The 22455-nt window shown below is 60.5% G+C and carries 26 protein-coding genes and 2 tRNA genes; 21 read left to right on the forward strand and 7 right to left on the reverse strand.

What is annotated here, in order from left to right:
• Positions 1-2: 2 nt before the first annotated feature.
• The 4 genes from F3J08_RS09250 (at position 3) to F3J08_RS09265 (ending at position 3300) form a co-directional block, all read left to right on the forward strand.
• A complete protein-coding gene (locus F3J08_RS09250; protein ID WP_122038317.1) occupies positions 3-800 on the forward strand; it encodes a ParA family protein in 798 nt (265 codons plus the stop codon).
• A complete protein-coding gene (locus tag F3J08_RS09255) occupies positions 797-1678 on the forward strand; it encodes a ParB/RepB/Spo0J family partition protein (protein ID WP_166929456.1) in 882 nt (293 codons plus the stop codon). Before F3J08_RS09250 ends, F3J08_RS09255 begins: the two co-directional genes overlap by 4 nt.
• A 91-nt stretch (positions 1679-1769) precedes the next feature.
• A tRNA-Lys gene (locus tag F3J08_RS09260) sits at positions 1770-1845 on the forward strand.
• Positions 1846-2166: 321 nt separating this feature from the next.
• The gene (locus tag F3J08_RS09265; RefSeq protein WP_166929458.1) at positions 2167-3300 is read left to right on the forward strand and encodes a DUF563 domain-containing protein; all 1134 of its coding nucleotides are present in this window, start codon (positions 2167-2169) and stop codon (positions 3298-3300) included.
• 41 nt (positions 3301-3341) lie between these two features.
• On the opposite strand, the gene F3J08_RS09270 is transcribed toward F3J08_RS09265, so the two are convergent.
• The 5 genes from F3J08_RS09270 to F3J08_RS09290 form a co-directional block, all read right to left on the reverse strand.
• Positions 3342-3416, reverse strand: a tRNA-Gln gene (locus F3J08_RS09270).
• Between the two features lie 46 nt (positions 3417-3462).
• Positions 3463-4092, reverse strand: a complete 630-nt coding sequence (locus F3J08_RS09275; RefSeq protein WP_370458702.1) for a TetR family transcriptional regulator — start codon at positions 4090-4092, stop codon at positions 3463-3465.
• Between the two features lie 141 nt (positions 4093-4233).
• Positions 4234-5028, reverse strand: coding sequence for a pyrroline-5-carboxylate reductase (gene proC, locus F3J08_RS09280; protein WP_370458698.1), 795 nt, complete (start codon positions 5026-5028; stop codon positions 4234-4236).
• Positions 5025-5531, reverse strand: coding sequence for a YbjN domain-containing protein (locus tag F3J08_RS09285; RefSeq protein ID WP_023978867.1), 507 nt, complete (start codon positions 5529-5531; stop codon positions 5025-5027). The genes proC and F3J08_RS09285 overlap by 4 nt, the downstream gene beginning before the upstream one ends.
• Before the next feature lie 159 nt (positions 5532-5690).
• Positions 5691-5975 (reverse strand): accessory factor UbiK family protein, encoded by a 285-nt coding sequence (locus F3J08_RS09290; RefSeq protein WP_122038313.1) that lies wholly within the window; start codon positions 5973-5975, stop codon positions 5691-5693.
• Between the two features lie 204 nt (positions 5976-6179).
• Between F3J08_RS09290 and rfaD the strand changes: the two genes are divergently transcribed.
• The 14 genes from rfaD (at position 6180) to F3J08_RS09360 (ending at position 18417) form a co-directional block, all read left to right on the forward strand.
• On the forward strand, positions 6180-7160 hold the full coding sequence (rfaD, locus tag F3J08_RS09295) for an ADP-glyceromanno-heptose 6-epimerase (protein ID WP_023978865.1): 981 nt from the start codon (positions 6180-6182) through the stop codon (positions 7158-7160).
• Between the two features lie 8 nt (positions 7161-7168).
• Entirely contained in the window at positions 7169-8002 is an 834-nt protein-coding gene (lgt, locus tag F3J08_RS09300) for a prolipoprotein diacylglyceryl transferase (protein ID WP_166929461.1), read from the forward strand.
• Positions 7995-8801, forward strand: coding sequence for a polyphenol oxidase family protein (locus tag F3J08_RS09305; protein WP_166929463.1), 807 nt, complete (start codon positions 7995-7997; stop codon positions 8799-8801). The genes lgt and F3J08_RS09305 overlap by 8 nt, the downstream gene beginning before the upstream one ends.
• Complete coding sequence (locus F3J08_RS09310; protein ID WP_240149237.1) at positions 8798-9760, forward strand: hypothetical protein; 963 nt, start codon at positions 8798-8800, stop codon at positions 9758-9760. The genes F3J08_RS09305 and F3J08_RS09310 overlap by 4 nt, the downstream gene beginning before the upstream one ends.
• A gap of 174 nt (positions 9761-9934) precedes the next feature.
• On the forward strand, positions 9935-10867 hold the full coding sequence (locus F3J08_RS09315; RefSeq protein ID WP_023978857.1) for a ribose-phosphate pyrophosphokinase: 933 nt from the start codon (positions 9935-9937) through the stop codon (positions 10865-10867).
• Between the two features lie 12 nt (positions 10868-10879).
• Positions 10880-11464: a histidine phosphatase family protein gene (locus F3J08_RS09320; protein WP_166929464.1), complete on the forward strand. Its 585-nt coding sequence runs from the start codon at positions 10880-10882 to the stop codon at positions 11462-11464.
• 382 nt (positions 11465-11846) lie between these two features.
• Entirely contained in the window at positions 11847-12485 is a 639-nt protein-coding gene (locus F3J08_RS09325; protein ID WP_023978855.1) for a 50S ribosomal protein L25/general stress protein Ctc, read from the forward strand.
• A gap of 20 nt (positions 12486-12505) precedes the next feature.
• Complete coding sequence (gene pth, locus F3J08_RS09330) at positions 12506-13084, forward strand: aminoacyl-tRNA hydrolase (protein ID WP_023978854.1); 579 nt, start codon at positions 12506-12508, stop codon at positions 13082-13084.
• Positions 13084-14178, forward strand: coding sequence for a redox-regulated ATPase YchF (gene ychF, locus F3J08_RS09335; protein ID WP_166929465.1), 1095 nt, complete (start codon positions 13084-13086; stop codon positions 14176-14178). Before pth ends, ychF begins: the two co-directional genes overlap by 1 nt.
• A 79-nt stretch (positions 14179-14257) precedes the next feature.
• Entirely contained in the window at positions 14258-15412 is a 1155-nt protein-coding gene (locus tag F3J08_RS09340) for a glycerate kinase (RefSeq protein WP_166929467.1), read from the forward strand.
• A gap of 77 nt (positions 15413-15489) precedes the next feature.
• Positions 15490-16746 carry a glutamate-5-semialdehyde dehydrogenase gene (locus F3J08_RS09345; RefSeq protein ID WP_370458703.1) on the forward strand — a complete coding sequence of 419 codons (1257 nt, stop codon included), beginning with the start codon at positions 15490-15492 and terminating at the stop codon, positions 16744-16746.
• Positions 16712-17368, forward strand: coding sequence for a nicotinate-nucleotide adenylyltransferase (locus tag F3J08_RS09350; protein ID WP_062165514.1), 657 nt, complete (start codon positions 16712-16714; stop codon positions 17366-17368). The genes F3J08_RS09345 and F3J08_RS09350 overlap by 35 nt, the downstream gene beginning before the upstream one ends.
• Before the next feature lie 128 nt (positions 17369-17496).
• Positions 17497-17952, forward strand: a complete 456-nt coding sequence (gene rsfS / locus F3J08_RS09355) for a ribosome silencing factor (protein ID WP_062165513.1) — start codon at positions 17497-17499, stop codon at positions 17950-17952.
• Between the two features lie 9 nt (positions 17953-17961).
• Entirely contained in the window at positions 17962-18417 is a 456-nt protein-coding gene (locus F3J08_RS09360) for a 23S rRNA (pseudouridine(1915)-N(3))-methyltransferase RlmH (protein ID WP_370458704.1), read from the forward strand.
• Between the two features lie 123 nt (positions 18418-18540).
• Here F3J08_RS09360 and F3J08_RS09365 read toward each other — a convergent pair whose 3' ends face one another.
• Entirely contained in the window at positions 18541-19317 is a 777-nt protein-coding gene (locus F3J08_RS09365; protein WP_370458705.1) for a CHAP domain-containing protein, read from the reverse strand.
• 149 nt (positions 19318-19466) lie between these two features.
• Complete coding sequence (locus F3J08_RS09370) at positions 19467-19817, reverse strand: RidA family protein (protein ID WP_122038303.1); 351 nt, start codon at positions 19815-19817, stop codon at positions 19467-19469.
• Between the two features lie 108 nt (positions 19818-19925).
• On the opposite strand from F3J08_RS09370, the gene F3J08_RS09375 reads away from it, so the two are divergent.
• The 3 genes from F3J08_RS09375 to F3J08_RS09385 are packed head-to-tail and all read left to right on the forward strand — an operon-like array spanning position 19926 to position 22240.
• Positions 19926-20711, forward strand: a complete 786-nt coding sequence (locus F3J08_RS09375; RefSeq protein WP_240149239.1) for an MBL fold metallo-hydrolase — start codon at positions 19926-19928, stop codon at positions 20709-20711.
• Between the two features lie 18 nt (positions 20712-20729).
• Positions 20730-21257 carry a DUF192 domain-containing protein gene (locus tag F3J08_RS09380; RefSeq protein ID WP_166929472.1) on the forward strand — a complete coding sequence of 176 codons (528 nt, stop codon included), beginning with the start codon at positions 20730-20732 and terminating at the stop codon, positions 21255-21257.
• Between the two features lie 5 nt (positions 21258-21262).
• Positions 21263-22240 carry an NAD-dependent epimerase/dehydratase family protein gene (locus F3J08_RS09385; protein ID WP_166929474.1) on the forward strand — a complete coding sequence of 326 codons (978 nt, stop codon included), beginning with the start codon at positions 21263-21265 and terminating at the stop codon, positions 22238-22240.
• Positions 22241-22455 lie beyond the last annotated feature (215 nt).

A 22455-nucleotide genomic window follows, 5' to 3' on the forward strand; every position in this document is an offset into this window, starting at 1 on the left:
ACATGGGCAGCAAGGCCCGTATTCTCGCCGTCACCAACCAGAAGGGTGGTGTGGGCAAGACCACAACAGCAATCAATCTGGCCGCGGCGCTTGCGAGCACGCAACGCGTGCTGCTGGTCGATATCGATCCGCAGGGCAATGCCTCAACTGGCCTCGGCGTCGACTACAATGCACGCCAGATCGGCAGCTATGCGGCACTCATGCAGGAAGCGCCGCCCGAAAAGCTGCCGCGCCCGACAGAGACGCCCAATCTCGACATCATCGTCGCCAATACTGATCTGGCAGGGGCAGAGCTTGAACTGATCGGTAGTGATCGCCGTGAGTTCCGCATACGAGAGGCTCTCGAGGCCCTGTCAGGGCGTTACGATGTGATCCTGATCGATTGTCCGCCTAGTCTTGGTCTGCTGACATTGAACGCGCTCGTTGCGTCCGATGCCGTGCTGATCCCCCTTCAATGTGAGTTCTTTGCTCTGGAAGGTATCAGTCAGATCGTGCGGACAGTCGATCGTGTGCGCCGCGCCTTCAATGCAGACCTGCATGTGGCGGGCATCATTCTCACGATGTATGACCGGCGCAATAACCTGTCGGAGCTTGTGGCAGCAGATGCGCGCAACTTCTTCGGCGAGCAGGTGCTGGAAACCCTGATCCCGCGCAACATCAAGATTTCCGAAGCCCAGAGCCACGGTTGTTCGGTACTCGAATATGACCGCCGGAGCAGTGGGGCCCAGGCTTATCTCGCCCTTGCACAGGAAATCAGTCAGCGTCTGGGCCTTACCCAAAAGCAAGGGGCTTCTTCATGAGCAAGAAACCGGCTCCCCGTCTTGGTCGCGGCCTTGCCGCCCTGCTGGGCGACCAGGCTGTCGAGCTGCCCCGTACGCAAGGGGCCGCGCATGAGGCTGCGCCGACGCCTTCCATGCTGGGGGTGGATCTTCTTGCGCCTGGTCCTTTTCAGCCCCGCGTCGATATGGATGAGGGCAGGCTGAACGAACTTGCAGATTCCATACGCAGCCGGGGTGTGCTGCAACCTATCCTCGTACGGCCCGACCCGGATCAGAAGGGGCATTACCAGATCATCGCCGGTGAGCGCCGCTGGCGGGCCTCGCAGCGCGCTGGGTTGCATGAGGTGCCAGTGCATGTGCGCCTGCTCGACGATGCCGATGCCATGGCTGCCGCACTGGTCGAGAATCTGCAACGTGCCGATCTTAACGCGATTGAAGAGGCGGAAGGCCTGCAGCGCCTGCTGACAGATTACGCCCTGACGCAGGAGGAACTGGCCGGAGCGGTGGGCAAATCCCGCCCGCATATTGGCAATATCCTGCGCCTGCTGAATCTGCCCGAAGCCGTACGCCAGAAGGTGCGTGATGGCTTGCTGAGCGCAGGGCATGCCCGTGCCCTGCTGGCGCATCCTGACCCCTGTGCAGCGGCTGATATCGTGATCACCCGCGGGCTGAACGTGCGTCAGACCGAGGCCCTGGCACGGCTGACTCCCAAAGTGGAGCAGGAAGCTGCCAAGGCACCGCGTGATAACGAGCTGGTCCGTCTGGAGCGCGATCTTGCGACACGCCTTGGCCTCAAGGTGAAGATTGAATTCAACGGCAAGGGTGGCTCGCTTCGTCTGGACTATCGTAGCCTCGATCAGTTCGACACGCTTATGCGTTTGCTTTCACCGGAGAAATAGGGGCTTTAGTTTCGTATGCGGAATAGTGCATTTTTTCTCTTGATGCCTGTTTCGCCCTTTGTTAAAAGCCCTCTCACCGGAGCGGGGCTATGGGCACATAGCTCAGTTGGTAGAGCAGCTGACTCTTAATCAGCGGGTCCAAGGTTCGAGCCCTTGTGTGCCCACCATTGCCCCGCCGGTACCTTCCTAAAATGCACAATCAGTTCCTCTGATATCAAGACGGATCAACATAGGTCCGTTGGCGATGACATCTGTCTATCGTCTGCGCCGCTTGCGTCCCGACTGACGTCAGAGCCCCCTCCGAGGCAGGCCGGTTTCCAGAACGGGAGGGAGCTTCCATCAGTCCCATGGCACGAGGTTCAGGCTCATGGAGTGCTGTCTGGTCGGCACGCGGTGCGACGGGCTCTCACGCCTTTTGAGCGTTGTGGCATCCGGCTGATAGCGCTATCGCTGGCGCTACGCCGTCCGGTGTGTCGTAGGGGGTATTCATGCTTAATCTTTTCAGACGTCACCGTGTAACCCCGACATCGCCTGACCAGACCGTGACCAGCCCCATCGTCAAGCTTGAGGGCTTGTCCCTTTGGCGTGCCCAGGCCGATGGATATCACGAAGTTATCGGGCCAGATTCGTATCAGCGCCCGGCGCCCGACATGTTCAACTTCGTCTCTGACGATACTGAGCTCAAGAATTACATTCTTCGCGAGTTATCATACGAGCATATGCAGACCCCGCCTGAGGATGTGTATATCCTGCGAGATGCTTATGTGTCGGATTTCCCAGCGGTCTTCATGGGGGACAGGACTCTTTTTGATCCCTCCATGATCAATATCTCGATCATGCCAGAGTTCGGCAGCCTGTGCCCCAACAGCGATAATGTTCCTTTTATCGATGATGTCGCAGTATTCATCTTCCATGGTGGAAAAGACAATCACGGGCACAGGCTCGTGGAGATGCTGGCGAAACTTGAGAATATCGTCTGCGTGCTCGACGGTCAGGCACGACTGTTATTGCCGCCGCTCGGTGAGCGCTTCGAACGCGAACTGGCGGAGCTTCTGACGCTGGTCTATCCGGGAAAATTCATAATCTGTCCGATGACAGCGCCAATGTATCGTGTAAGGCAGCTTTTGTACGCTGGGCCAATCGCACAGCATTCGACGCGAAAGTCCCGCACTCTCTCACGGTTTTGCAACCGCCTCCGCGCTGCGGTGGAGCAGGGCAGGCAACGACGCCTCTATGTCTCCCGTGAGCGCTCGTCCACACGCGTCACCCTCAATGAAAGCGATGTGAGGCAGGCATTCGAGGGTTACGGTTTTGAGACGATCTTCCCTGAAGATATGACGATCGTGCAGCAATGCGCGGTTTTCTCAGGGGCGACCCATGTTGCTGGTCCGCTCGGGGCGGGGCTGACCAATGTTGCCTTTTGTGGGGAGGGATCCAGTCTCTTCATGATCGACCCCGGCATCTATGATTTCTTCTTTTGGGATCTATGTGGCCTACGCCAGATAAAATTCTCCTGGCATTTTGCACAGGCAATAAGGCGTATGACGGTTGAGCGCTCTCACGAAGCGTATTCAGTCCCCATTGGTAGTCTGCGCCAGAGCTTGGAGATAAGTTACAGCTGACGGGAGCGGGGGCAGAAATCACCGTTATAGGTGAGTGACGCTGGCTGGGATGGGAGGGATCGAACCTCCGAATGGCGGAATCAAAATCCGCTGCCTTACCGCTTGGCTACATCCCATCGCGTTGAAGGGCTTTTAATCTGCCTCATGGCAGACGTAAAGCCATTATGTTTCGAGTTCGAGCGGATGATCGGCAATGCCTGTGCGCTGACTGGCCTGATCCATCAGGCGGTCCGGTGAAGGCTTGAGCACCCCAAAACGTTCTGCCTTGTCGAGCCCCTGATCGAGCGCCGCCATGGTCTGCGAGAGGTCAGCGGTCTCATCTTTCTCCCAGGCACGCAGGGCAAAGCCCCAGACACCAGCAAGCCCGTTGAGACGCATGAGCCCGCCCAGTCCGCTGCACTCGACACCAGCGACCTCAGCCATCCAGCGCATCGTGTCGAGGGTGGCAGCACCAAGCAGGAGTGTCAGACCGGGTTCCGTCGGCAGGGCCTGCAGAACAGCCCGGATACCTTCGCGATATTGCTGGAAGACGTCGAAGCGTCGCATGAAGAGATCAAAGACGCGCTCACGGACGGATCCGCTCAGACCGTCATCGCGAAAGGCCGACTCGTCAGCCAGACGGCCCAGACGGAACAGCAGGCTGTGCCGGAAAGGAAAGCGGGCGCGTACTTCATCGATCGGCAATCCGGCACGCTGCGCAGCCTCGACCAGCGTGAAGCGTGGCCAGCCTTTTTCGGCAGCAATGGTGAAGCCCGCCTCCAGAAGCGCCAGATCAAATTCTTCGCGATCGATTTCCGTCATGAACCCGTCCCTGTCATTCAGCACCAATAATACAAGATGGTCAGGCTGTGACAATCGAATGACAGGGAAATGCGCGGTTTTGCTCGTGCGCCTTCCTGAGACGAAATCAGGAGGCGTTCTGCGACGGTTCGCTCACGAGGCCATTTCGCGCGCTCGAGCCATGGCCGCATCAATTGCCCTGGTCATGGTGGCCGGCCAGGCTTCCGGTGCCATCATCGCTTCGAGCGCCTTGGCTGTTACACCGTTGGGGCTGGTGACATTCTTGCGCAATGTCTCGCTTTCCTCCGGAGAGGCTTCGAGCAGCGCCCCAGCGCCTGAAACCGTCCCTCGTGCAATCAACCGTGCCGTGTCAGGTGGCAGGCCCACGCGCAGAGCCTCCTTTTCCAGCAGTTCCGCCAGCAGGAATACATAGGCCGGACCGCAACCCGATATGGGGGTGAGTGCCTCCAACAGGGCTTCGCTCTCTACCCAGGCGACGTCACCCACGGCAGAGAGGAGGGTCGTGCAGAGCTTGCGCTCTTCCTCGTTCAGATCAGTGCTGCAAACGCCCGTTACGCCCTTGCCGATCGAGGCGGGTGTATTGGGCATGGCGCGCACGATTTTAGTGCGGGCGCCATCGGAGGCCGCGCGCAGGCTCTCGATGGTTCGGGCGGCCAGCATCGAGATGACGATGGTATCGTCCAGAACAGGCATGAGCGATGCCATGGTTTCTTCCATGCCAGCCGGTTTGACGGCCAGAATGATGATGTCGGGTTTGAAGTTCTCAGGAATTTCCGATGGGCTGCGCACGACATGATGGGGAGCAGGAGGCGCCTCACAGCGCCGGTCCAGAATGACGGAGGGTGCCAGACCCTCCTCAAGCCAGCCCTGCCAGAGCGCCCCACCCATCTTGCCGCAACCGACCAGAAGCAGTGACGGCAGGCTCACGCTTCACCTGCGCAATCGAGCATGGCTGCCTCGAGGGCTTCGGCAGGAGATTTCCCGCTCCAGAGTGTGAACTGGAAGGCGGGGTAAAAGCGCTCGCATTCCGTGATGGCGATATCGATCATGTCTTCCATGCTTTCTGCGGCAAGGCTCGTGGCACCGCGCAGCAGAACCGAATGGCGGAAAACCGGCGTGCCGGTTTCAAGGTCGAGGCTGAAATGCCCGATCCAGAGGCGCTCATTGGCCAGTGCAATCAGTTCGTAAAGCGCCTTGCGGCGGTTGGCGGGAGCCCGCAGGTCGAACGTGCAGGTAAAGTTCATGGCTGCGATCTCGCGTGACCATGAGAAATACAGCCCGTAATCGCACCATTTTCCCGGTGCTTCGGCGGCCATCTCGCAATCTGTGCGGCGGTCGAACGCCCAGTCATGGCCACAGACGATCTGTTCCATGACGTCGAGGGGATTCGTATCCTGATGCGAGGAGGAGGAGAAGGAAAGAGCAGGCATTCGGGACTCCCTGGGCCGGTGATGCGCATGGCATGGCGATGCGCATCAGGATGTCTGCAACGATATGAAGATCCGGGGCTGTGCAAGCTGCGAATCGTCATACCAGGCCACGTTACGTATGCCTGCGTCCTGTTGCAAGATCGCAGGTACGCAGGGCCTTCAGTCGTGTGACGGTGGGGCGGTTACGGCCTTTTCCAGATCAGACAGCCGCTCTTCCAGCTTGGCGATGCGGGTATCGGCATCTTCCTGCGCCATGCGCGCCCGTGTGGCCAGTTCGCGGGCCACATCCAGCTCGTCGCGTCGCACGAGATCGAGCGAGGACAGAACCTCGTCAATCCGTGCGCGCGCCATGGCGTGAATTTCTTCCCTCAGCCCGGTCAGGGCCGAAAAGGCGCCTCCGGCAACACCTGCGAGATCATCGAAAAAACGGGGCCGGTCTGCCATGGCGGTATCCTTGCTGTCGTGTCGCCCGGCTTTGTCACCGGGCGGTGAAAATGCCCCCGTGTAGCCAACAGGGCGTCATGCCGCCCAGACTGACCCCCACATCGTTCGGCTGCAACGCGGCATGGAGGATCAGGATGCCAGGGCCGCGCTTTTCTCCGGCTGGTGTGGCTTGGAGGTTGCGTTGCGGCGTCTTATACAGGTTCCATGATGATCGTCACCGGCGGCGCCGGATTTATTGGCTCGTGCCTGGTCGCAGCGCTCAAGGCGCGGGGTGAGGCTGTCGCGGTCGTGGACCGCCTTCGCGATCAGGGGAAGTGGCGCAATCTTGCCAAACATGCCCCGGACCTGCTGATCAGCCCGGAGGAGCTCGATGCCTTCCTGATCAACACAACCGGCATCAAGGCTGTGTTTCACATGGGCGCCATCAGCAGCACCACGGCACGCGATGGCGATCTGGTCTGGCAGACCAACATCACCCTGTCCGAAACGCTGCTCGACTGGTGCGCCTCGCGCGATGTGCCGTTCTTCTATGCGTCCTCTGCTGCCACCTATGGCGCAGCCGACCGGCCGGAACTCTTTTCCGATGCGCCCGAATCGCTCGGGACGCTGCGGCCCATGAATCTATATGGCTGGTCCAAGCATGTGTTTGACCAGCATCTTCTGGCCCGGCAGGCCTCGGGTGGCGTGATGCCGCGCCAGTGGGCCGGTCTGAAATTCTTCAACGTCTATGGACCCAATGAATATCACAAGGGATCCATGATCTCGGTGGTGAAGGTGAAGTATGACGAGGTGATGCGCGGTGCGCCGGCCCGGCTGTTCCGCTCCGACCGTCCCGATCTGGCTGACGGCGCGCAATCGCGCGACTTCATCTGGGTGGGCGATCTGATCGATGTGATGCTGTGGCTGTATGATCACCCCGATGTCAGCGGCCTGTTCAACTGTGGCACCGGCACGGCGCGCAGCTATGTCGACCTTGCCAATGCCGTGTGCGATGCGGCTGGTGTGCCGCGGCGCATCGAGTTCATTGATATGCCCGAGGCCCTGCAGGGGCAGTATCAATCCTATACCTGTGCCGACATGTCGCGCCTGCGTGCTGCCGGGTATGACCGCCCGTTCACCACGCTTGAGGCGGGAATTACCCGTTATGTGCGCGACTATCTCGCGACGCCCGACCCCTATCTGTAAAGAACCCCATGTCCGCCCATCCGATCATCCTGCCGCAATTCGACCCGATCGCCTTCCGTCTTGGGCCGCTGGCCGTGCACTGGTATGCGCTGGCCTATATCCTGTCGATCCTGATTGGCTGGAAGATCGCTATCCGGCTCTGCGGGCTGGCGCCACGCGCTGCCACCCGTGAGCAGGTAGATGATTTTGCCTTCTGGGCCATGCTTGGCGTCGTGCTGGGCGGGCGTCTGGGTTACATCCTGTTCTACAAACCCGGCTTCTATCTGACGCATCCCCTGTCGATCCTTCAGGTCTGGCAGGGCGGCATGTCGTTTCATGGGGGTGCGCTGGGAGTCATTCTGGCACTGGCGTGGTTCACGTGGCGCAACGGGCTGAGTTTCCTGTCCTTTTCCGACCGTATTACGGTCATCGTACCGCTCGGGCTCGGGCTGGGGCGCTGCGCCAATTTCGTCAATGGTGAACTCTGGGGCCGTGCGGCGCCGGACTGGCTGCCCTGGGCGATGGTATTCCCGACAGGTGGCCCCATCGCACGGCATCCTTCGCAGCTTTACGAAGCCCTTATGGAAGGTCTTGTCCTGCTTTGCGTCATGCTTGTAGCGGTAAGCCGTTCCTGGACGCGTGTGCGCTATGGTTTCCTGTCGGGTCTGTTCCTGTTTGGCTATGCGCTGGCCCGCAGCTTCTGCGAACTGTTTCGCGAACCCGATTCCTTCATCGGGTTTCTGCCTTTTGGCGTGACCATGGGGCAGGTGCTCTGCATTCCCATGGCGCTCGCCGGGCTCTGGCTCATGGCATTTGGCATTCGCCATCCCCATACCCTTGAGGGAGAGAAGGCTTATGGCTGATCAGGCACCGCGCGGCTGGGTCTTGCCAGCGCCATCGCTGTCGCATGTCCGCCACGGCTTTTTCACGCGCCGTGGGGGTGTGTCACCGGCGCCCTATGACACACTCAACTGTTCGCTCGCCTCCGCCGATCTTGCGGCCAATGTCGCACTCAATCGCGGGCGTGTGGCAGGATATCTGGGGGTTGAGGCGTCGTCCCTGCTGGGTCTGACCCAGACCCATTCCCCCGATGTCGTGGTTCTCACGCACGATACGCCGGTCTGGCCCACAGGAAAGGGCCCCAGGGCCGATGCCCTGGTGAGCAATCGTGACGATCTCGCATTGGGTGTCATTACGGCCGATTGCGGACCGGTACTGTTTGCCAGTGCCGATGGCAGCGTTGTGGGGGCCGCCCATGCAGGCTGGCGCGGTGCCGTGGGTGGCGTGCTGGAGGCCACGTTGGGCGCAATGCAAGCTCTTGGCGCAGGGGATGTCACCGCCTGTGTCGGGCCCTGTATCCGTCAGGCGGGATACGAGGTTGGGGCCGACATGCGTGCGGAGGTGCTGGATGGCTCTGCGCTTGTCGCGCCCTGTGCAGAGCGCTTTTTCATCGAGGCACCCCGTGCAGGGCACTACCTGTTCGACCTGCCGGGATACTGTCTGTATCGCCTCAGGCGAGCGGGGCTGCGCCATGTTTCCATGATCGGGCTCGACACCCGGTATGATGCGCTACGCTTTTTCAGCCATCGTCGGCGCACGCTGGCGGGGGGCGGTGCAATCGGACATCAGATTTCGGCCATCAGGGCAGGGGCAGTCGCATGACGGGCCGGATTATACGTTTCTCCGGGCTGTGTGGAGCACTGGCCCTGCTTGCCGGGTGCGTCGATATGCCGCATCCTTTCGGTGATCCGGGACCGGAAGGGCGCCGTCTGGCCCTGACGACGCCACCGCCGAGACTGGCTGTACCCACCCCTGCCGCGTCACTGCTGGACAATAATGCCTCGACCCTCTGGGCGAAGGACGTCGCGGCGCAGCTGGTTGACCAATCGCTTCCAGCTGTGGCGCAGCCTGCCAAGCCGGGTGACTGGTGGCTCAGGCTGTCGGCAACCATGCAGGGTGATCAGGTTACGCCGCACTATGAGGTCATGACGCCCAATGGCGAAGCCCGGGGGCATTGGGACGCGGCTCCGGTCGCAGCCTCGGTCTGGGCCCAGGGTCAGGCTGACCAGCTTTCAGCCCTTGCCGCCGGTTCTGCGCCGCAGATTGCCAATGTGTTGACAGGCATTCAGGCCTCGATGATGCAGGCCGATCCGCATAGCCTCAAGCGCCGCCCGGCGAAGGTATTCTTCAAGGGTGTGCATGGTGCTCCGGGCGATGGCAATGTGGCACTCGCCCGCGCTTTCGTCTCCATCTTTCCCGACCAGCATGACAAGCTGGAGCGCGATGCCAAGGCTGCTGATTACAGCGTGGAGTGCATCGTGACCCTGAGCGACGGCCCTGCCGGTAATACAGGCCACCCGCTCCAGCATATCGAGATCGTCTGGCGCACCGTGGCGGCAGATGGCAAGGAAGCCGGCGCAGCCACGCAGCTTCACGATATCGACGCCCATTCCCTTGATGGCGCATGGGGTGATGTGGCGATGGTCGTAGCCGCAGAGGCGTCAGGTGCCGTGCATCAGATCATCACCAATTATTCAGGCCGCAATCACCAGCCGCTCTCGCCTGACCAGAGCGGGGCTGACAAGGCGAAGGGTGCCAATGCTGCCACGGGTAAGTCCTGAACCACGGTAAAAACCCGTATAGCGGGCCAATACCCAGAACATGAGTGGCGTCGGTCACAGCTCTGTAAAAAACGCTCTATCGACCGGGGCGGGCGGCCATGAGTTAATGACAGCATGGCCCGGCGTTGTTAGAAGGCCGCGTTTGCTGCCGCCCCGGACCGGAGTCGTTTCCCGATGAAGATCGTCGCCTGTAACAGTAACCTGCCACTGGCGCGTGCCGTTGCTCAGGAATTGCGTCTCCCGCTGTGCAAGGTGTCTGTACGACGCTTCGCCGATGCCGAGGTCTTTGTTGAAATCCAGGAAAACGTGCGCGGCGAAGACGTGTTCGTGATCCAGAGCACCTGCTCACCCACCAACGACAATCTGATGGAATTGCTGATCATGCTCGACGCCCTGCGTCGCGGGTCGGCCCGTCGTGTCACGGCTGTCATGCCCTATTTCGGCTATGCAAGGCAGGATCGCAAATCGGGTCCGCGCACCCCTATCAGCGCCAAACTGGTCGCCAATCTGCTGGTCGAAGCCGGTGCCAACCGTATCCTGACCATGGATCTGCACGCCATGCAGATACAGGGCTTCTTCGATATCCCGGTCGACAACCTCTATGCGGCCCCGCTCTTCAAGCGCGACATCAATGCGCGCCATCCCAATGAAGACCTGATGATTGTCTCCCCCGATGTGGGCGGTGTGGTGCGTGCGCGTCAGCTGGCGCAGCGTCTGAACACCGATCTAGCCATTATCGACAAGCGGCGTGAGCGCGCTGGCGTTTCGGAAGTCATGAACGTGATCGGTGATGTCAGCGGGCGTTACTGTATTCTGGTTGATGACATCGTCGATAGCGGCGGTTCGCTGTGCAATGCGGCCCAGGCCCTCATCAATCATGGTGCCGCCGGGGTAGAGGCCTATGTCACCCACGGCGTCCTGACCGGTCAGGCTGTTGAGCGCATCACGGCATCACCCATCCGGATGCTCACCCTGACCGACAGCATTCCCGCGACCGAGGCGATGGAAGCCTCACCCAATATCAGGCAGATCAGCACCGCCAATCTGCTGGCGCGTGCCATGAGTGCTGTGGCAGATGAAAGCTCTGTCTCCTCGCTCTTCGATTAAGGACTGGTTTTCATGCTGCTTCGTCGCCCCTTCTGGTATCTGCGCCACGGTCAGACCGACTGGAACGCCCAAAACCTCTCCCAGGGCCGCACGGACATTCCACTGAATGCCACGGGTCGCGAACAGGCCGTCAAGGCTGGCGCGTCTCTCTCGCAGCATTGGCGCGATGGCGCAGCACCTATCAGCCAGATCGTGTCTTCTCCGCTCACGCGCGCCCATGACACGGCGATGGCTGCCCAGCAGGCCATTGCAGCATCAAGTGGCGTCACCCTGCCGCTCAGCACGGATCGCGACCTTGAAGAGGTCTGCTTCGGTGTGATGGAAGGTGAGCCTATGGGCGACTGGTACGATCCATGGATCGCCGGCGAGTTTACGCCCGATGGCTGCGAGACGTTCGAGGGTCTCAAGACCCGTGCTGCGGGGGCAGTCAATCATGCGCTCGAACAGGGCGGCATCCCCCTGATTGTCGCGCATGGGGCCCTGTTCCGCGCCCTGCGCGCCGCCATGAGCCTGCCCATCAATGTCCGCCTCGCCAATGCCGTGCCGCTTTACTGCGACCCTACAGATAATGGCTGGGTGCTCACCGCCTACGAGTGAGCGATGCGGGGCGCTGCCCCGCAGCCCGGAAAGGGGCAAGTCCCTTTCATCCCGGCTTTGAATGCTTGGGATCGCAGGGGCTGTGCTCCTTCGCGGGTTTCAGAGCGGAGGCCTGAGGCGGCGCAACCAGTATGGGAAGCGGGGCGCTGCTCCGTGCCCCGGCAAGGGACAAGACCCTTTCATCCCCGCCTTTTTGCATCGGGATCAAAGGGGCTGCGCTCCTTTGCGGGTTTCAGGGCAGAGCCCTGAGAAGCCCCCATCATCCGGGTAAATCGCCCGCCGAATCCCGAAGAACATTGCTTTACCCCCCCAATTCCGGTAAGGCGCCCCATCACTCAGGCACCCCTGGAGGCCATGAGTGCAATGAATTTGGGAGAATACCGTGACAAATATGACGTCCCTCGAAGTCTCTACGCGCGCGAAGGCTGGTAAGGGGGCAGCGCGCGCAACGAGACGTGCCGGTCTGGTGCCGGGTGTTGTGTATGGTGGCAAGCAGGAAGCCTCGCTGATCCAGATCGATCCGCGCATCATCCACAAGGAAATGGTCCGTGGTGGCTGGCGCTCGCGCCTGTATGAACTGCCGCTCGAAGGTGGCACCGTGCGCGCCCTTCTGCGTGAAGTGCAGCTGCACCCCGTGACCGATGCGCCGATCCATGTCGATTTCCAGCGTCTGGCTGCTGGCGAGAAGGTCCACGTGACCGTCGCCATCCACGTGACCGGTGAAGACAAGGCTCCTGGCATCAAGCGCGGTGGCGTGCTGAACCTGGTCCGTCACACGGTGGACGTCATGGCTGATGTGGACAACATCCCGTCCAGCTTCACGGTTGATCTGAGCGCGCTCGACATCCACGACAACGTGCGTTGGGACGACCTGACCGGTACCGAGAACGTGACGCCGGTTCTGCAGCTGCCGAACTTCGTCATCGCCACCATCGCGCCGCCGACGGTCGATGCCGAGATGGAAGCTGAAGCCGCTGCGAAGGCCGCTGCTGAAGCCGCCGCTCCTGCGAAGAAGAAGTAAGACCGCTCAGGGTGGCCGCAATGCTACTCTGGACCGGGCTCGGTAACCCCGAGCCCGGCATGCGCAGACAGCGCCATAATATTGGCTTCATGGCTGTCGAGCGTATTGCCGAATATTACCGGTTCTCTCCCTGGCGCTCGCGCTTCAAGGGAGAGACGGCCGAGGGCAGCATCGAGGGACAGAAGGTTCTTCTGCTCAAGCCCATGACCTATATGAATCTGTCCGGCGAGAGCGTGCAGCAGGCTGCGCGGTTCTTCAAGATTCCGGTTTCCGATATCACGGCGTTTCATGACGAGCTCGATCTTGCGTTCTGCAAGGTGAGGGTCAAGCGCGGTGGCGGTGCGGCAGGCCATAATGGCCTGCGTTCCATGGACCGTATGCTGGGTGACCAGAATTATCAGCGCGTACGTCTCGGCATCGGGCATCCCGGTCACAAGGACCGTGTGACAGGCCATGTGCTGGGCGATTTCGCCAAGGCCGAACAGACAGAACTCGAAACGCTTCTCGATGCCGTGGCTGCGGCGTCGCCCCTGCTGGCCAAGGGGGAACCGGAAGCGACAATGACAAAAATCGCCATGCTGTGCGGGGAGAAACGCTGATGGGCTTCAATTGTGGCATCGTGGGGCTTCCCAATGTGGGCAAATCCACCCTGTTCAACGCGCTGACCGAAACGGCGGCAGCTCAGGCAGCAAATTATCCCTTCTGCACCATTGAGCCGAATGTGGGCCGCGTCGCCGTGCCTGATTCGCGCCTCGACAACCTTGCGCGTATCGGCAAGTCGCAGAAGATCCTGCCGACCAGCCTCGAATTCGTCGATATCGCCGGTCTCGTGCGCGGCGCGTCTCGTGGTGAGGGCCTGGGCAACCAGTTCCTTGCCAATATCCGTGAGGTGGATGCCATCATCCACGTGCTGCGCTGCTTCGAGGATGACGACATCACCCATGTCGAAGGTGGCGTTGACCCGGTGCGCGATGCCGAGATCATCGAGACCGAGCTGATGCTGGCCGATCTGGACTCGCTCGAAAAGCGTCAGACGGCCTTGCAGAAGCGCGCCCGCGGCAATGACCGTGAGGCGCAGCAGCAGCTCGCCATCATGGATCCCATCATGGCCGCTCTGCGCGAGGGCAAGCCCGCCCGTACTGCCGTACCCAAGGGTGAGGAAGAAACCGCCCGCCGCCTGCAGCTCATGACCACCAAGCCGGTGCTCTATGTCTGCAACGTGGAGGAAGGCTCTGCTTCGACCGGCAACAGCCACTCCGAAGCCGTGCGCAAGCGCGCAGAGGCCGAAGGCGCTGCCGTGGTGGTGGTGTCTGCGGCGATCGAAGCGGAAGTCAGCCAGCTGCCGCAGGAAGAGCGCGCCGAGTTCCTCGAAGGGCTGGGGCTGAGCAATTCCGGTCTGGATCGTGTGATTGCTGCCGGCTACGGCCTGCTGGGTCTGAGCACCTATTTTACGGTCGGCCCGAAAGAGACGCGCGCCTGGACCATCACCAAGGGCACAAAGGCCCCTCAGGCGGCTGCGGTCATTCATAACGACTTCAAGCGCGGCTTCATTGCCTGCGAGACAGTGGCTTATGACGATTACATTGCCTGTGGCGGCGAGTCCGGTGCCAAGGAAGCGGGCAAGCTGCGTATCGAAGGCAAGGAATATGTCGTGCAGGATGGTGACGTCCTGCTGTTCCGCTTCAACGTCTGACACTATCCGGGTTTGACAGGATCAGGACTTGACCGGCCTGATCCTGAGGCAATGATAGGGCGTCTTACCGGAGGCGCTGATGGACATTCTCGTTGCCTGTGACTCCTTCAAGGAGAGCCTGACGGCAGAGGCCGTGGTTCAGGCGATTATCGGCGGTTTCAGGGAAATCTACCCGGATGCCCGCTATCACGCCTTTCCTATGGCGGATGGCGGCGAGGGAACTGCCGCCATCATGGCCCGCACACTGGGCGGCCGACTTGAAACCCGCGATGTATGCGGCCCGCTCGGTGTGCCTGTATCGGCGCATTTCGCTGTTCTTGATCATGGCCGGACAGCACTGATCGAACTGGCCGAGGCCGCCGGCCTGGCCCAAACCCCACTCGAATCGCGCTCACCCCTTTTCACCACCACCTATGGCGTGGGGGAACTCATGAGCGCAGCCCTTGATATGGGGTGCAGGCATCTGGTTCTCGCGCTTGGCGGCAGTGCAACCTGCGACGGTGGGGCGGGTCTTTTGCAGGCGCTTGGTGTTTCGCTGCACGATCTGCACGGCCAGGAAATTCCTCACGGAGGAGGGCCGCTTGGGGCGGTGTTCTCTCTTGATGACGACCGGCTCGATCCCCGGCTGGCAGAGTGTCGTATCGAGATTTTGTGCGATGTGACGGCTCCTTTGTTGGGAGAGACCGGCGCGGTTGCCGTATTCGGGCCTCAGAAGGGGGCAACACCTGCCATGATTCCGCTTCTGGAGGCCTCGCTGGCGCGCCTTGCGAGTCTGGTGGAACTGCGCTGCGGGCGTGATCTGACGGCGGTGGAAGGTATGGGCGCCGCGGGTGGTGCGGCTCTGGGGCTGGTCGGGCTGTGCGGGGCGACCCTCGTTCCGGGTGCTGAGTCGGTGGCGGGGCTTCTGGGTCTGGAGGCGCTCGTGAGCCAGATGGATCTGGTCATCACCGGTGAGGGGCGGCTGGATCGCCAGACCGCGCAGGGCAAGGCACCGCAGGCAATCGCCACGCTGGCGAAAAAGGCAGGCAGACCGGTGATAGCCTTTGCGGGTACACTGGGTGCCGGGCATGAAGATCTGCTTGCAACAGGCTTCGACGCCGTTTTCAGCTGTCTTGAGCGCCCCTGCACGCTGGAAGAGGCATTCGGCGAGGCGGAGCAAGCCCTGAGGCGCTGCGCACGCAACGTTGCCGCAACCCTTGCCCTGGGCCGATCTTTTCAAGCTGCGCAGGCATGATACATAGCTGATCGCCCTTTGGGCCGTTTTCGGGTTCGGCCGGGCCAGATGCCGCATGGCAGACAGGAGAATGAATGATGGAAGCTGCTACGACCGTGTCCGATTTCAAGGCCCTGACCGGACCAGCGCGCGCAGCGGCCCGTCTTCTCGCCATAGCCCCGGAAAGCCAGCGCAACGAGGCCTTGCGTGCCGCCGCAGCGTCACTGCGTGAACATGCACCTGATATTCTTGTGGCCAATGCACGCGATGTCGCCTCCTCCAAGGCGAGTGCTGCCTTCATCGACCGGCTGACGCTGACGCCTGCACGGATCGAGTCCATGGCAAAGGGCCTCGAATCGATTGCGCTTTTGCCGGATCCGGTGGGCAGGGTGCTGTGTGACTGGATACGTCCCAATGGCCTGAACATCCGCCGTGTGGCGACTCCGCTTGGTGTCATTGGCATGATCTATGAAAGCCGCCCCAATGTGGGGGCAGACGCTGCGGGCCTGTGCATCAAATCCGGCAATGCCGTCATCTTGCGTGGCGGCTCCGAGAGCCTTCAATCAGCACGGTGCATCCAGTCCTGCATCCAGGAAGGACTGGAGAAGGCGTGTCTGCCGCGTGACTGCGTGCAGATCGTCCCCGATGCTGATCGGGCACATGTCGCCGCCATGCTGACAGCTGCCGGTGAAATCGACATGATCATCCCACGCGGTGGCAAATCGCTTGTCGAGCGGGTGCAGCGCGAGGCCCGCGTACCGGTTCTCGCTCATGCCGATGGGCTATGTCATACCTATATCCACAAGGATGCCGACTTCGCGATGGCGCGTGAGATTCTCGCCAATGCCAAGATGCGGCGTACCGGTATTTGCGGCGCGACCGAAACCCTGCTGATCGACCACGCGATTGCCGAGGCCCTGTTGCCTGCGCTGGTGCAGGATCTGCATGCGCTGGGCTGCGCCATTCTGGGTGACGAGACAGCGCGTCATATCGTGCATGATCTTGAACCTGCCACGTCGGATGACTTTGCGACAGAATGGCTCGATGCGCGTCTCTCCGTGGCTGTTGTCGAGGATATCGATTCGGCACTTGCCCATATCGCGCGTTATGGCAGCGGTCATACGGAAGCGATCATCACTGAAAATGCAGAGGTCGCCGAACGCTTCCTGAATGGGACGGATAGCGCCGTGGTGATGTGGAACGCCTCGACCCAGTTCTGCGATGGCGGAGAATTCGGATTCGGGGCCGAGATCGGTATTGCCACAGGCAAGATCCATGCCCGTGGCCCCGTCGGCCTCGAACAGCTTACGACCTTCCGTTATGAGGTCCGAGGCACCGGGCAGACCCGCCCCTGACGTGGTGGAAATTCCAAAATATGGCGATAATCGTGCGGTGTCGATCGGGCTGCTGGGTGGGTCGTTCAATCCAGCCCATGCGGGTCATCTGCAACTCGCACGCTATGCCCTGACGCATCTGCGGCTCGATCAGGTCTGGCTCATGGTTTCGCCGGGCAATCCGCTCAAGCCAAGGCGGGGCATGGCGCCGTTCGAAAATCGCCTCGATTCGGCCCGTGCCCTGGCTGACGGGCGGCATATCATCGCCACCGATATCGAGGCGCGTCTGAACAAGCGTTATACCGTCGAGACGATCGCGCTGCTGCGGCTGCGTTTTCCAAGGGCGCGCTTCGTCTGGCTGATGGGGGCGGACAGTCTGGCGACGCTCACACGATGGCGTCGCTGGCGCGATCTTGCCCTGCATGTTCCCATGGCAGTTGTGCCAAGACCGGGCAGCAATCGCACAGCGCTGTCAGGCCAGGCCACCCATGCGTTAAGCCATATGCGCGTGCCTCCGCGGCGCGGGCCGATCATGTCGCGCTCTAAAGGTGGTGTCTGGGCTTTTCTTCCGGCGCCGCAAAACGGTATATCAGCGACAGCGTTGAGGGATTCCGGCAATTATCCCGCCTCGCTCTCTCTCTAATGTATTGACCGGAGTGTCGAGCCATCGCCAGAAAACCGTCCGACGAGACGCCCACCCCAGCCCGTCGCACCCGCGCGTCCGCTGGTGAGACCAAGACCCAGCCCGCCACGGGCGAGGCCACTGCCACCATGAAGACCGCCGGCACGCCGCGCAAAAAGGCCGCCGCTGCAGGCCCGCGCAAGACCCGCGGTGCCGCACCGCGCACCGGTGCTGAGCCGGAACTGGTTGAAAAGGCGCTGGCACTCATCACGGCAAGCCTTGACGAAGACAAGGCCGAGGATATCGTGACGCTCGACCTGCGGGGGCGTGCCAGCTTTGCTGACCATATGGTGGTCGCCACAGGTATTGCCGACAGGCAGATTGCCGCCATGGCCACGCATATTGAAGACAAGCTGAACGAAATCGGCATCAAGCGCATCACCATCGAAGGTGCGAATGGAACCGATTGGGTTCTGCTCGATACCGGTGACATCGTTGTGCATCTGTTCAAGCCCGAGAGCCGCGCCCTCTATGCGCTTGAGCGGATGTGGGGCAAGGATCTGGACGATACTGCCAGCGATGAAGCCGACACGACGGATCTCTGATTACGCATGATCAGGATTGTGGCGGTCGGTCGCCTCAAGAGAGGGCCGGAGCGGGAGCTGTTCGACCGTTACGTCGAGCGTACCCGCCCCAGAGTCGATCTGATCGAGATTGGCGAATCGCGGGGCAGTGCCCTGGAGATCCGTCGCAAGGACGCGGCGGCGATTCTGGCTGCCTGTCCCGAGGGTACGATCGTGATTGCGCTGGATGAGGGGGGGAATTCACCCGATTCCCAGCAATTCTCCACCATGCTCGATTCGTGGCTTGCAACCGGCAAGCAGGTTTCTTTCGTCATTGGCGGGGCTGAAGGACTTGAGGCCAGCGTCATTGAGCGGGCCGATGCCCGTATCTCCTTCGGGCGTATGACCTGGCCCCACATGATTGTGCGATTGCTTCTGGCAGAGCAGATCTACCGCGCGCGCGCGATCAGCGCGGGCCATCCCTACCATCGTTCAGCACGCCCCTGAATCCCGTATGCCAACAGGCTCGGGCGCTTTGGCCCGACTGAGGATTATGAGGCGGGGTACAGGTCACAAAAAAGGCGACCCGTTTCCGGGCCGCCTTGGCGGAAGTCAGCTGAGCAGGTCTGATCAGCGCAGATTGCGGCTGGGGCCTTCTACGCTGAATGCGTCTTCCGGGGCCTCTGCCACTTCGGTCGAGTTCATAGGATGTTGCAGGGCCGCGAAGCTTGCCGTTGTCACATTATGCGAACGCGTGGAACGATGGGCGGGCGCAGGCGTATTGTTAGCCATCATCACCCCGTCATCAGGGCGACCATAGATGAACCCATATGTCGGATAGATGCTGCCGTAGGTACCAGACCTGCTGTTGAGCGCCACGCGTACAGCAGACCAGTCATTGTTGGGAGAAACGTCAATCACGCGCACGTTCTTGGCAACGCCATTCTGCGCCCAGTGGGACTGATCGATCACGATGGTACGATTGTCTTCAACGGCACGGACGACCGCAACGTGGCCATAGGGCATGCGGCGAATGGCGCGGAAATTCAGCACCGAGCCGGGCTCGGGAGCAGAACCACGGGCATAAACACCGCGGGAGTTATCCCACCAGTCACGGGCATTACCGCTCAACACAACATCAGAGGCGGCCTTGGCGTACGCAACACACTGGATAACATGGCCGCCAGAACGGTGGCGACGTACTGTAAAGCGCGTCTGATGAAGGGCCGCATGACGGGTAGAAGCATGACGGACGTTATGCGCTGAGTGCATAACAGCCTTGTGACCAGCCTTCTGGCGCGCTTCAGCTTTTGGGGCCAGAACCGCCGACCCTACCAGAAGGGATAAAGCGGTCAGGGACGAAAAAAACGGCCTGCGGAGAAATCTGAGGCAACTTTTCTGTCCCACGTTCATTGATTCAATATCCGCCCGTTGTGTGTTGCATCTAGGTAACTGTGTTCACCTTGGATTGGCAACCCATGTAAGGGAGAGTCGTGGCGATTTTATGAATTTTCCCCGAGATAAAATGTGTTGGCTCAGGGAAAATTCAATCACCTCTACTTCGTTGTGATCAGCATAATTTCCACAAGCATACGCGGATCAGCCAGAATCGCCTGAACACAGGCTCGTGCCGGGGCTGCGTCCTTGGGCAGCCAGGCTGTCCACTGCTTGTTAAGTGCATCGCGGTCGCTGATGTCCTTCAGCCAGATCTGTGCCTGCAAAATACGGGTGTTGTCCGTACCATGCTGCTCAAGCAAAACATCCAGCTGCTCGAGCACATCGGCGGTCTGGGCATCGAAATCAGCATCGAGATTACGGGCCACGACGCCCTGCGTGAAAACGAAGCCGTGATATTCGACGGCTTTGGACATGACGGGATTAGGCTCTGTGCGAATGATTCGGCTCATGATCGTCTCCTGATAACGTCGTAATTCCGGGCAGATTACGCCGCGCCGGATGGGCCAGACTCTGATGCGGCCAGAAGGTCCGGTCAATCCTGCCCGTCATATGATTGCTTGAATGAACGGCCCCTGCGCGGTATCGCGGCCATGAAGCCTTTGCGCATCATGGTCTGCACAGCAACGCTTCCGGAATTGCCGCCTTTCAGGCTGCCTCATTCTTCCGGGGTGCGTCACGATCAAGAAGAGGATGAGCCGGATTTGCGTGCCCGCACCGTCAAGGTAACGCCACTGCGTCAGAATTGTACCGTGCTCGAAGATCCCGATACGGGCCGGGCGGTTGTCGTTGATCCGGGAGGGGACGCGCCTGAACTCCTGCAGCTGCTTGAGGGCATGACCGTGGATGCCATTCTGCTGACTCACGGGCATTTTGATCATGTTGGTGGGGCGGATGCCCTGCGTGCAGGTCTCGAGAAACGTCAATCGGCCCCGGTTGCGATGATCGGTCCTGACCGGCGCGATGCCTTTCTGCTCGAAACGGTGGAGGATCAGGCTCAGGCTTTTGGGCTGTATGACCTGCGAAACGCTCATCCCGACCGGTTTGTGGTGGAGGGCGAGGTGATTGACCTCCCGGCTGGCAGGTTTGAGGTCGCGCACTGTCCAGGCCATACGCCTGGTCATGTCATCTATATAAGTCGGGCCGATAAACTGGCCATTGTGGGCGATACGTTGTTCCGTGGTGTTGTTGGACGGTCGGATTTCGCTTATGGCGACCATGAGAGCCTGATTGCAGGGATCAAGCGCACATTGCTTTCCCTGCCTGACGATTTCGTTGTTCTGCCGGGGCACGGTTTGCCAACCATGATTGGCGAAGAGCGGCAGAATAATCCTTTCCTCGCCTGAATAACCGGGAGCGCAGACATGAATAGGAATTTGCGGAGCCGTGCGCTTCTGACCGGTCTGGTCCTTGCTGTCACTGCACTGGATGGCGCACCGGTTCTGTCCAGCGCAGTCGCGGCGGACAGTCAGCGCGAAGCTCAGGCTGGTGCTGAAAAGCCTCTCGATAAAGCTCCCCTGACAATCACCGACCGTCATAACGGTCGCCATGATTTCACTGTTGAGGTCGCCCGGACAGAAAAGCAGAAGGAAGCCGGGGAGTCATCGCGCCAGAGCATCGCGGAAAATACGGGGATGCTCTTCCTGTTCAGCCCCCCCGAGGCGGCTGCCATGTGGATGCGTGATACGGCACCGTCGCTCGATATCGTCTTTATCGGGACGGATGGCCGCATACAGGCCATAGCTGAAAAGACTGTACCGTTTAGCGAACGTCGTCTGGTCGGGCAGGGTGATTCAGCCGCCGTTCTGGAAGTCGCTGCGGGTACGATGGAAAAGAACAATATTGTCGTGGGCGATCTCGTATCGTCCAAGGCACTCCCAGTGGCGCACTGAACGCCATGAAGGTTTTCCTGACCGGGGCTGCAGGCTTTGTCGGCTATCACGTGGCCGCGCAGCTCTTGAGCCAGGGACACGAGGTGATCGGGTTCGACTCACTGAACGCTTATTATAGTGTGCAGCTCAAACAGGATCGTCTGGCGCAGCTCGTAAGCCAGGATGGTTTTGTTTTTCATAAGGGTGATCTCAGCCGCCGTGAGGATGTGGAGGCTGCCCTCGCAGCGCATCCGGGCATCACTCATATTGTGCATCTGGCCGCTCAGGCAGGGGTCCGCTATTCACTGGCCGACCCATGCGCCTACGTGACCTCCAATATGATGGGACATGTCGTGCTGCTTGAGGCGGCGCGTCACCTGCCGGATCTGCGCCACATCGTGTATGCATCCTCATCGTCCGTCTACGGTCTCAACGAGACGATGCCTTTTCGCGAGAGCGATGCCGTCGATCGTCCCGGGTCATTCTACGCGGTGACCAAGCGTGCCGGTGAGTTGACGGCCCATGCCTACGCTCATCTTTATGGCCTGAAACAGACCGGGCTGCGTTTCTTCACCGCATACGGTCCGTGGGGCCGTCCGGACATGGCCTACTACAAATTTGCCCGTGCCATCACGGCAGGTGAAGCACTCACCCTTTATGAGGGCGAGGGACTGGCACGTGATTTCACCTATATCGATGATATTGTCTCCGGCGTGCTTGCTGCGCTGGATAATGAGCCAGAAAAAGGGGTCTCGCGCCTTTTCAATCTCGGGAGTGACTCACCGACGGCTGTAAGTCGCCTCGTTGCGCTGCTTGAGCAGGAACTGGGGCAAAAGGCGGTTATCGAGGCCAAACGTCGCCCACGTTCAGATGTCGAGGCAACGTGGTCCTCTCATGAAGAGATGACAAGGCTGACAGGCTGGCGGCCAGTGGTCACATTGGAGGAGGGCGTGAAGCGCTTCGTGGCGTGGTTCACGTCTTATGAAACGACCAGTCATTTCTGATCGAACGTTCTTTTGGCGTTACCATAAGACAGGACAGACGGGGGGCTTCGGCCTCCTGTTTTGCGTAAGGGGCGAGAAACGTGGCCACTTTTTTCTCGCCTGCTGTCATTTTTCTGAAATTATGTGTTGACGGGTGTGGGTGTGGGGTCTAAAAGCCCGTTCACCGCAGCGGAACACGCCGCGGTGACTGCCTGAAAGACTGAGTAAGATCAGTA

The organism is Asaia sp. As-1742, assembly GCF_011753235.1.
GTDB classification, from domain to species: Bacteria; Pseudomonadota; Alphaproteobacteria; order Acetobacterales; family Acetobacteraceae; genus Asaia; species Asaia bogorensis_B.

Bases quoted from the DNA above. Each gene is read 5' to 3' on its own strand.
- F3J08_RS09370 (WP_122038303.1), bottom strand. From the start codon at position 19,817: ATGAGCCGAATCATTCGCACAGAGCCTAATCCCGTCATGTCCAAAGCC.
- F3J08_RS09255 (WP_166929456.1), top strand. From the start codon at position 797: ATGAGCAAGAAACCGGCTCCCCGTCTTGGTCGCGGCCTTGCCGCCCTG.
- F3J08_RS09310 (WP_240149237.1), top strand. From the start codon at position 8,798: ATGACGGGCCGGATTATACGTTTCTCCGGGCTGTGTGGAGCACTGGCC.
- F3J08_RS09250 (WP_122038317.1), top strand. From the start codon at position 3: ATGGGCAGCAAGGCCCGTATTCTCGCCGTCACCAACCAGAAGGGTGGT.
- F3J08_RS09305 (WP_166929463.1), top strand. From the start codon at position 7,995: ATGGCTGATCAGGCACCGCGCGGCTGGGTCTTGCCAGCGCCATCGCTG.
- F3J08_RS09315 (WP_023978857.1), top strand. From the start codon at position 9,935: ATGAAGATCGTCGCCTGTAACAGTAACCTGCCACTGGCGCGTGCCGTT.
- rfaD (WP_023978865.1), top strand. From the start codon at position 6,180: ATGATGATCGTCACCGGCGGCGCCGGATTTATTGGCTCGTGCCTGGTC.
- F3J08_RS09380 (WP_166929472.1), top strand. From the start codon at position 20,730: ATGAATAGGAATTTGCGGAGCCGTGCGCTTCTGACCGGTCTGGTCCTT.
- ychF (WP_166929465.1), top strand. From the start codon at position 13,084: ATGGGCTTCAATTGTGGCATCGTGGGGCTTCCCAATGTGGGCAAATCC.
- pth (WP_023978854.1), top strand. From the start codon at position 12,506: ATGCTACTCTGGACCGGGCTCGGTAACCCCGAGCCCGGCATGCGCAGA.
- F3J08_RS09345 (WP_370458703.1), top strand. From the start codon at position 15,490: ATGGAAGCTGCTACGACCGTGTCCGATTTCAAGGCCCTGACCGGACCA.
- F3J08_RS09340 (WP_166929467.1), top strand. From the start codon at position 14,258: ATGGACATTCTCGTTGCCTGTGACTCCTTCAAGGAGAGCCTGACGGCA.
- F3J08_RS09385 (WP_166929474.1), top strand. From the start codon at position 21,263: ATGAAGGTTTTCCTGACCGGGGCTGCAGGCTTTGTCGGCTATCACGTG.
- F3J08_RS09285 (WP_023978867.1), bottom strand. From the start codon at position 5,531: ATGCCTGCTCTTTCCTTCTCCTCCTCCTCGCATCAGGATACGAATCCC.
- lgt (WP_166929461.1), top strand. From the start codon at position 7,169: ATGTCCGCCCATCCGATCATCCTGCCGCAATTCGACCCGATCGCCTTC.
- F3J08_RS09290 (WP_122038313.1), bottom strand. From the start codon at position 5,975: ATGGCAGACCGGCCCCGTTTTTTCGATGATCTCGCAGGTGTTGCCGGA.
- F3J08_RS09350 (WP_062165514.1), top strand. From the start codon at position 16,712: ATGAGGTCCGAGGCACCGGGCAGACCCGCCCCTGACGTGGTGGAAATT.
- F3J08_RS09320 (WP_166929464.1), top strand. From the start codon at position 10,880: ATGCTGCTTCGTCGCCCCTTCTGGTATCTGCGCCACGGTCAGACCGAC.
- F3J08_RS09265 (WP_166929458.1), top strand. From the start codon at position 2,167: ATGCTTAATCTTTTCAGACGTCACCGTGTAACCCCGACATCGCCTGAC.
- rsfS (WP_062165513.1), top strand. From the start codon at position 17,497: ATGAAGACCGCCGGCACGCCGCGCAAAAAGGCCGCCGCTGCAGGCCCG.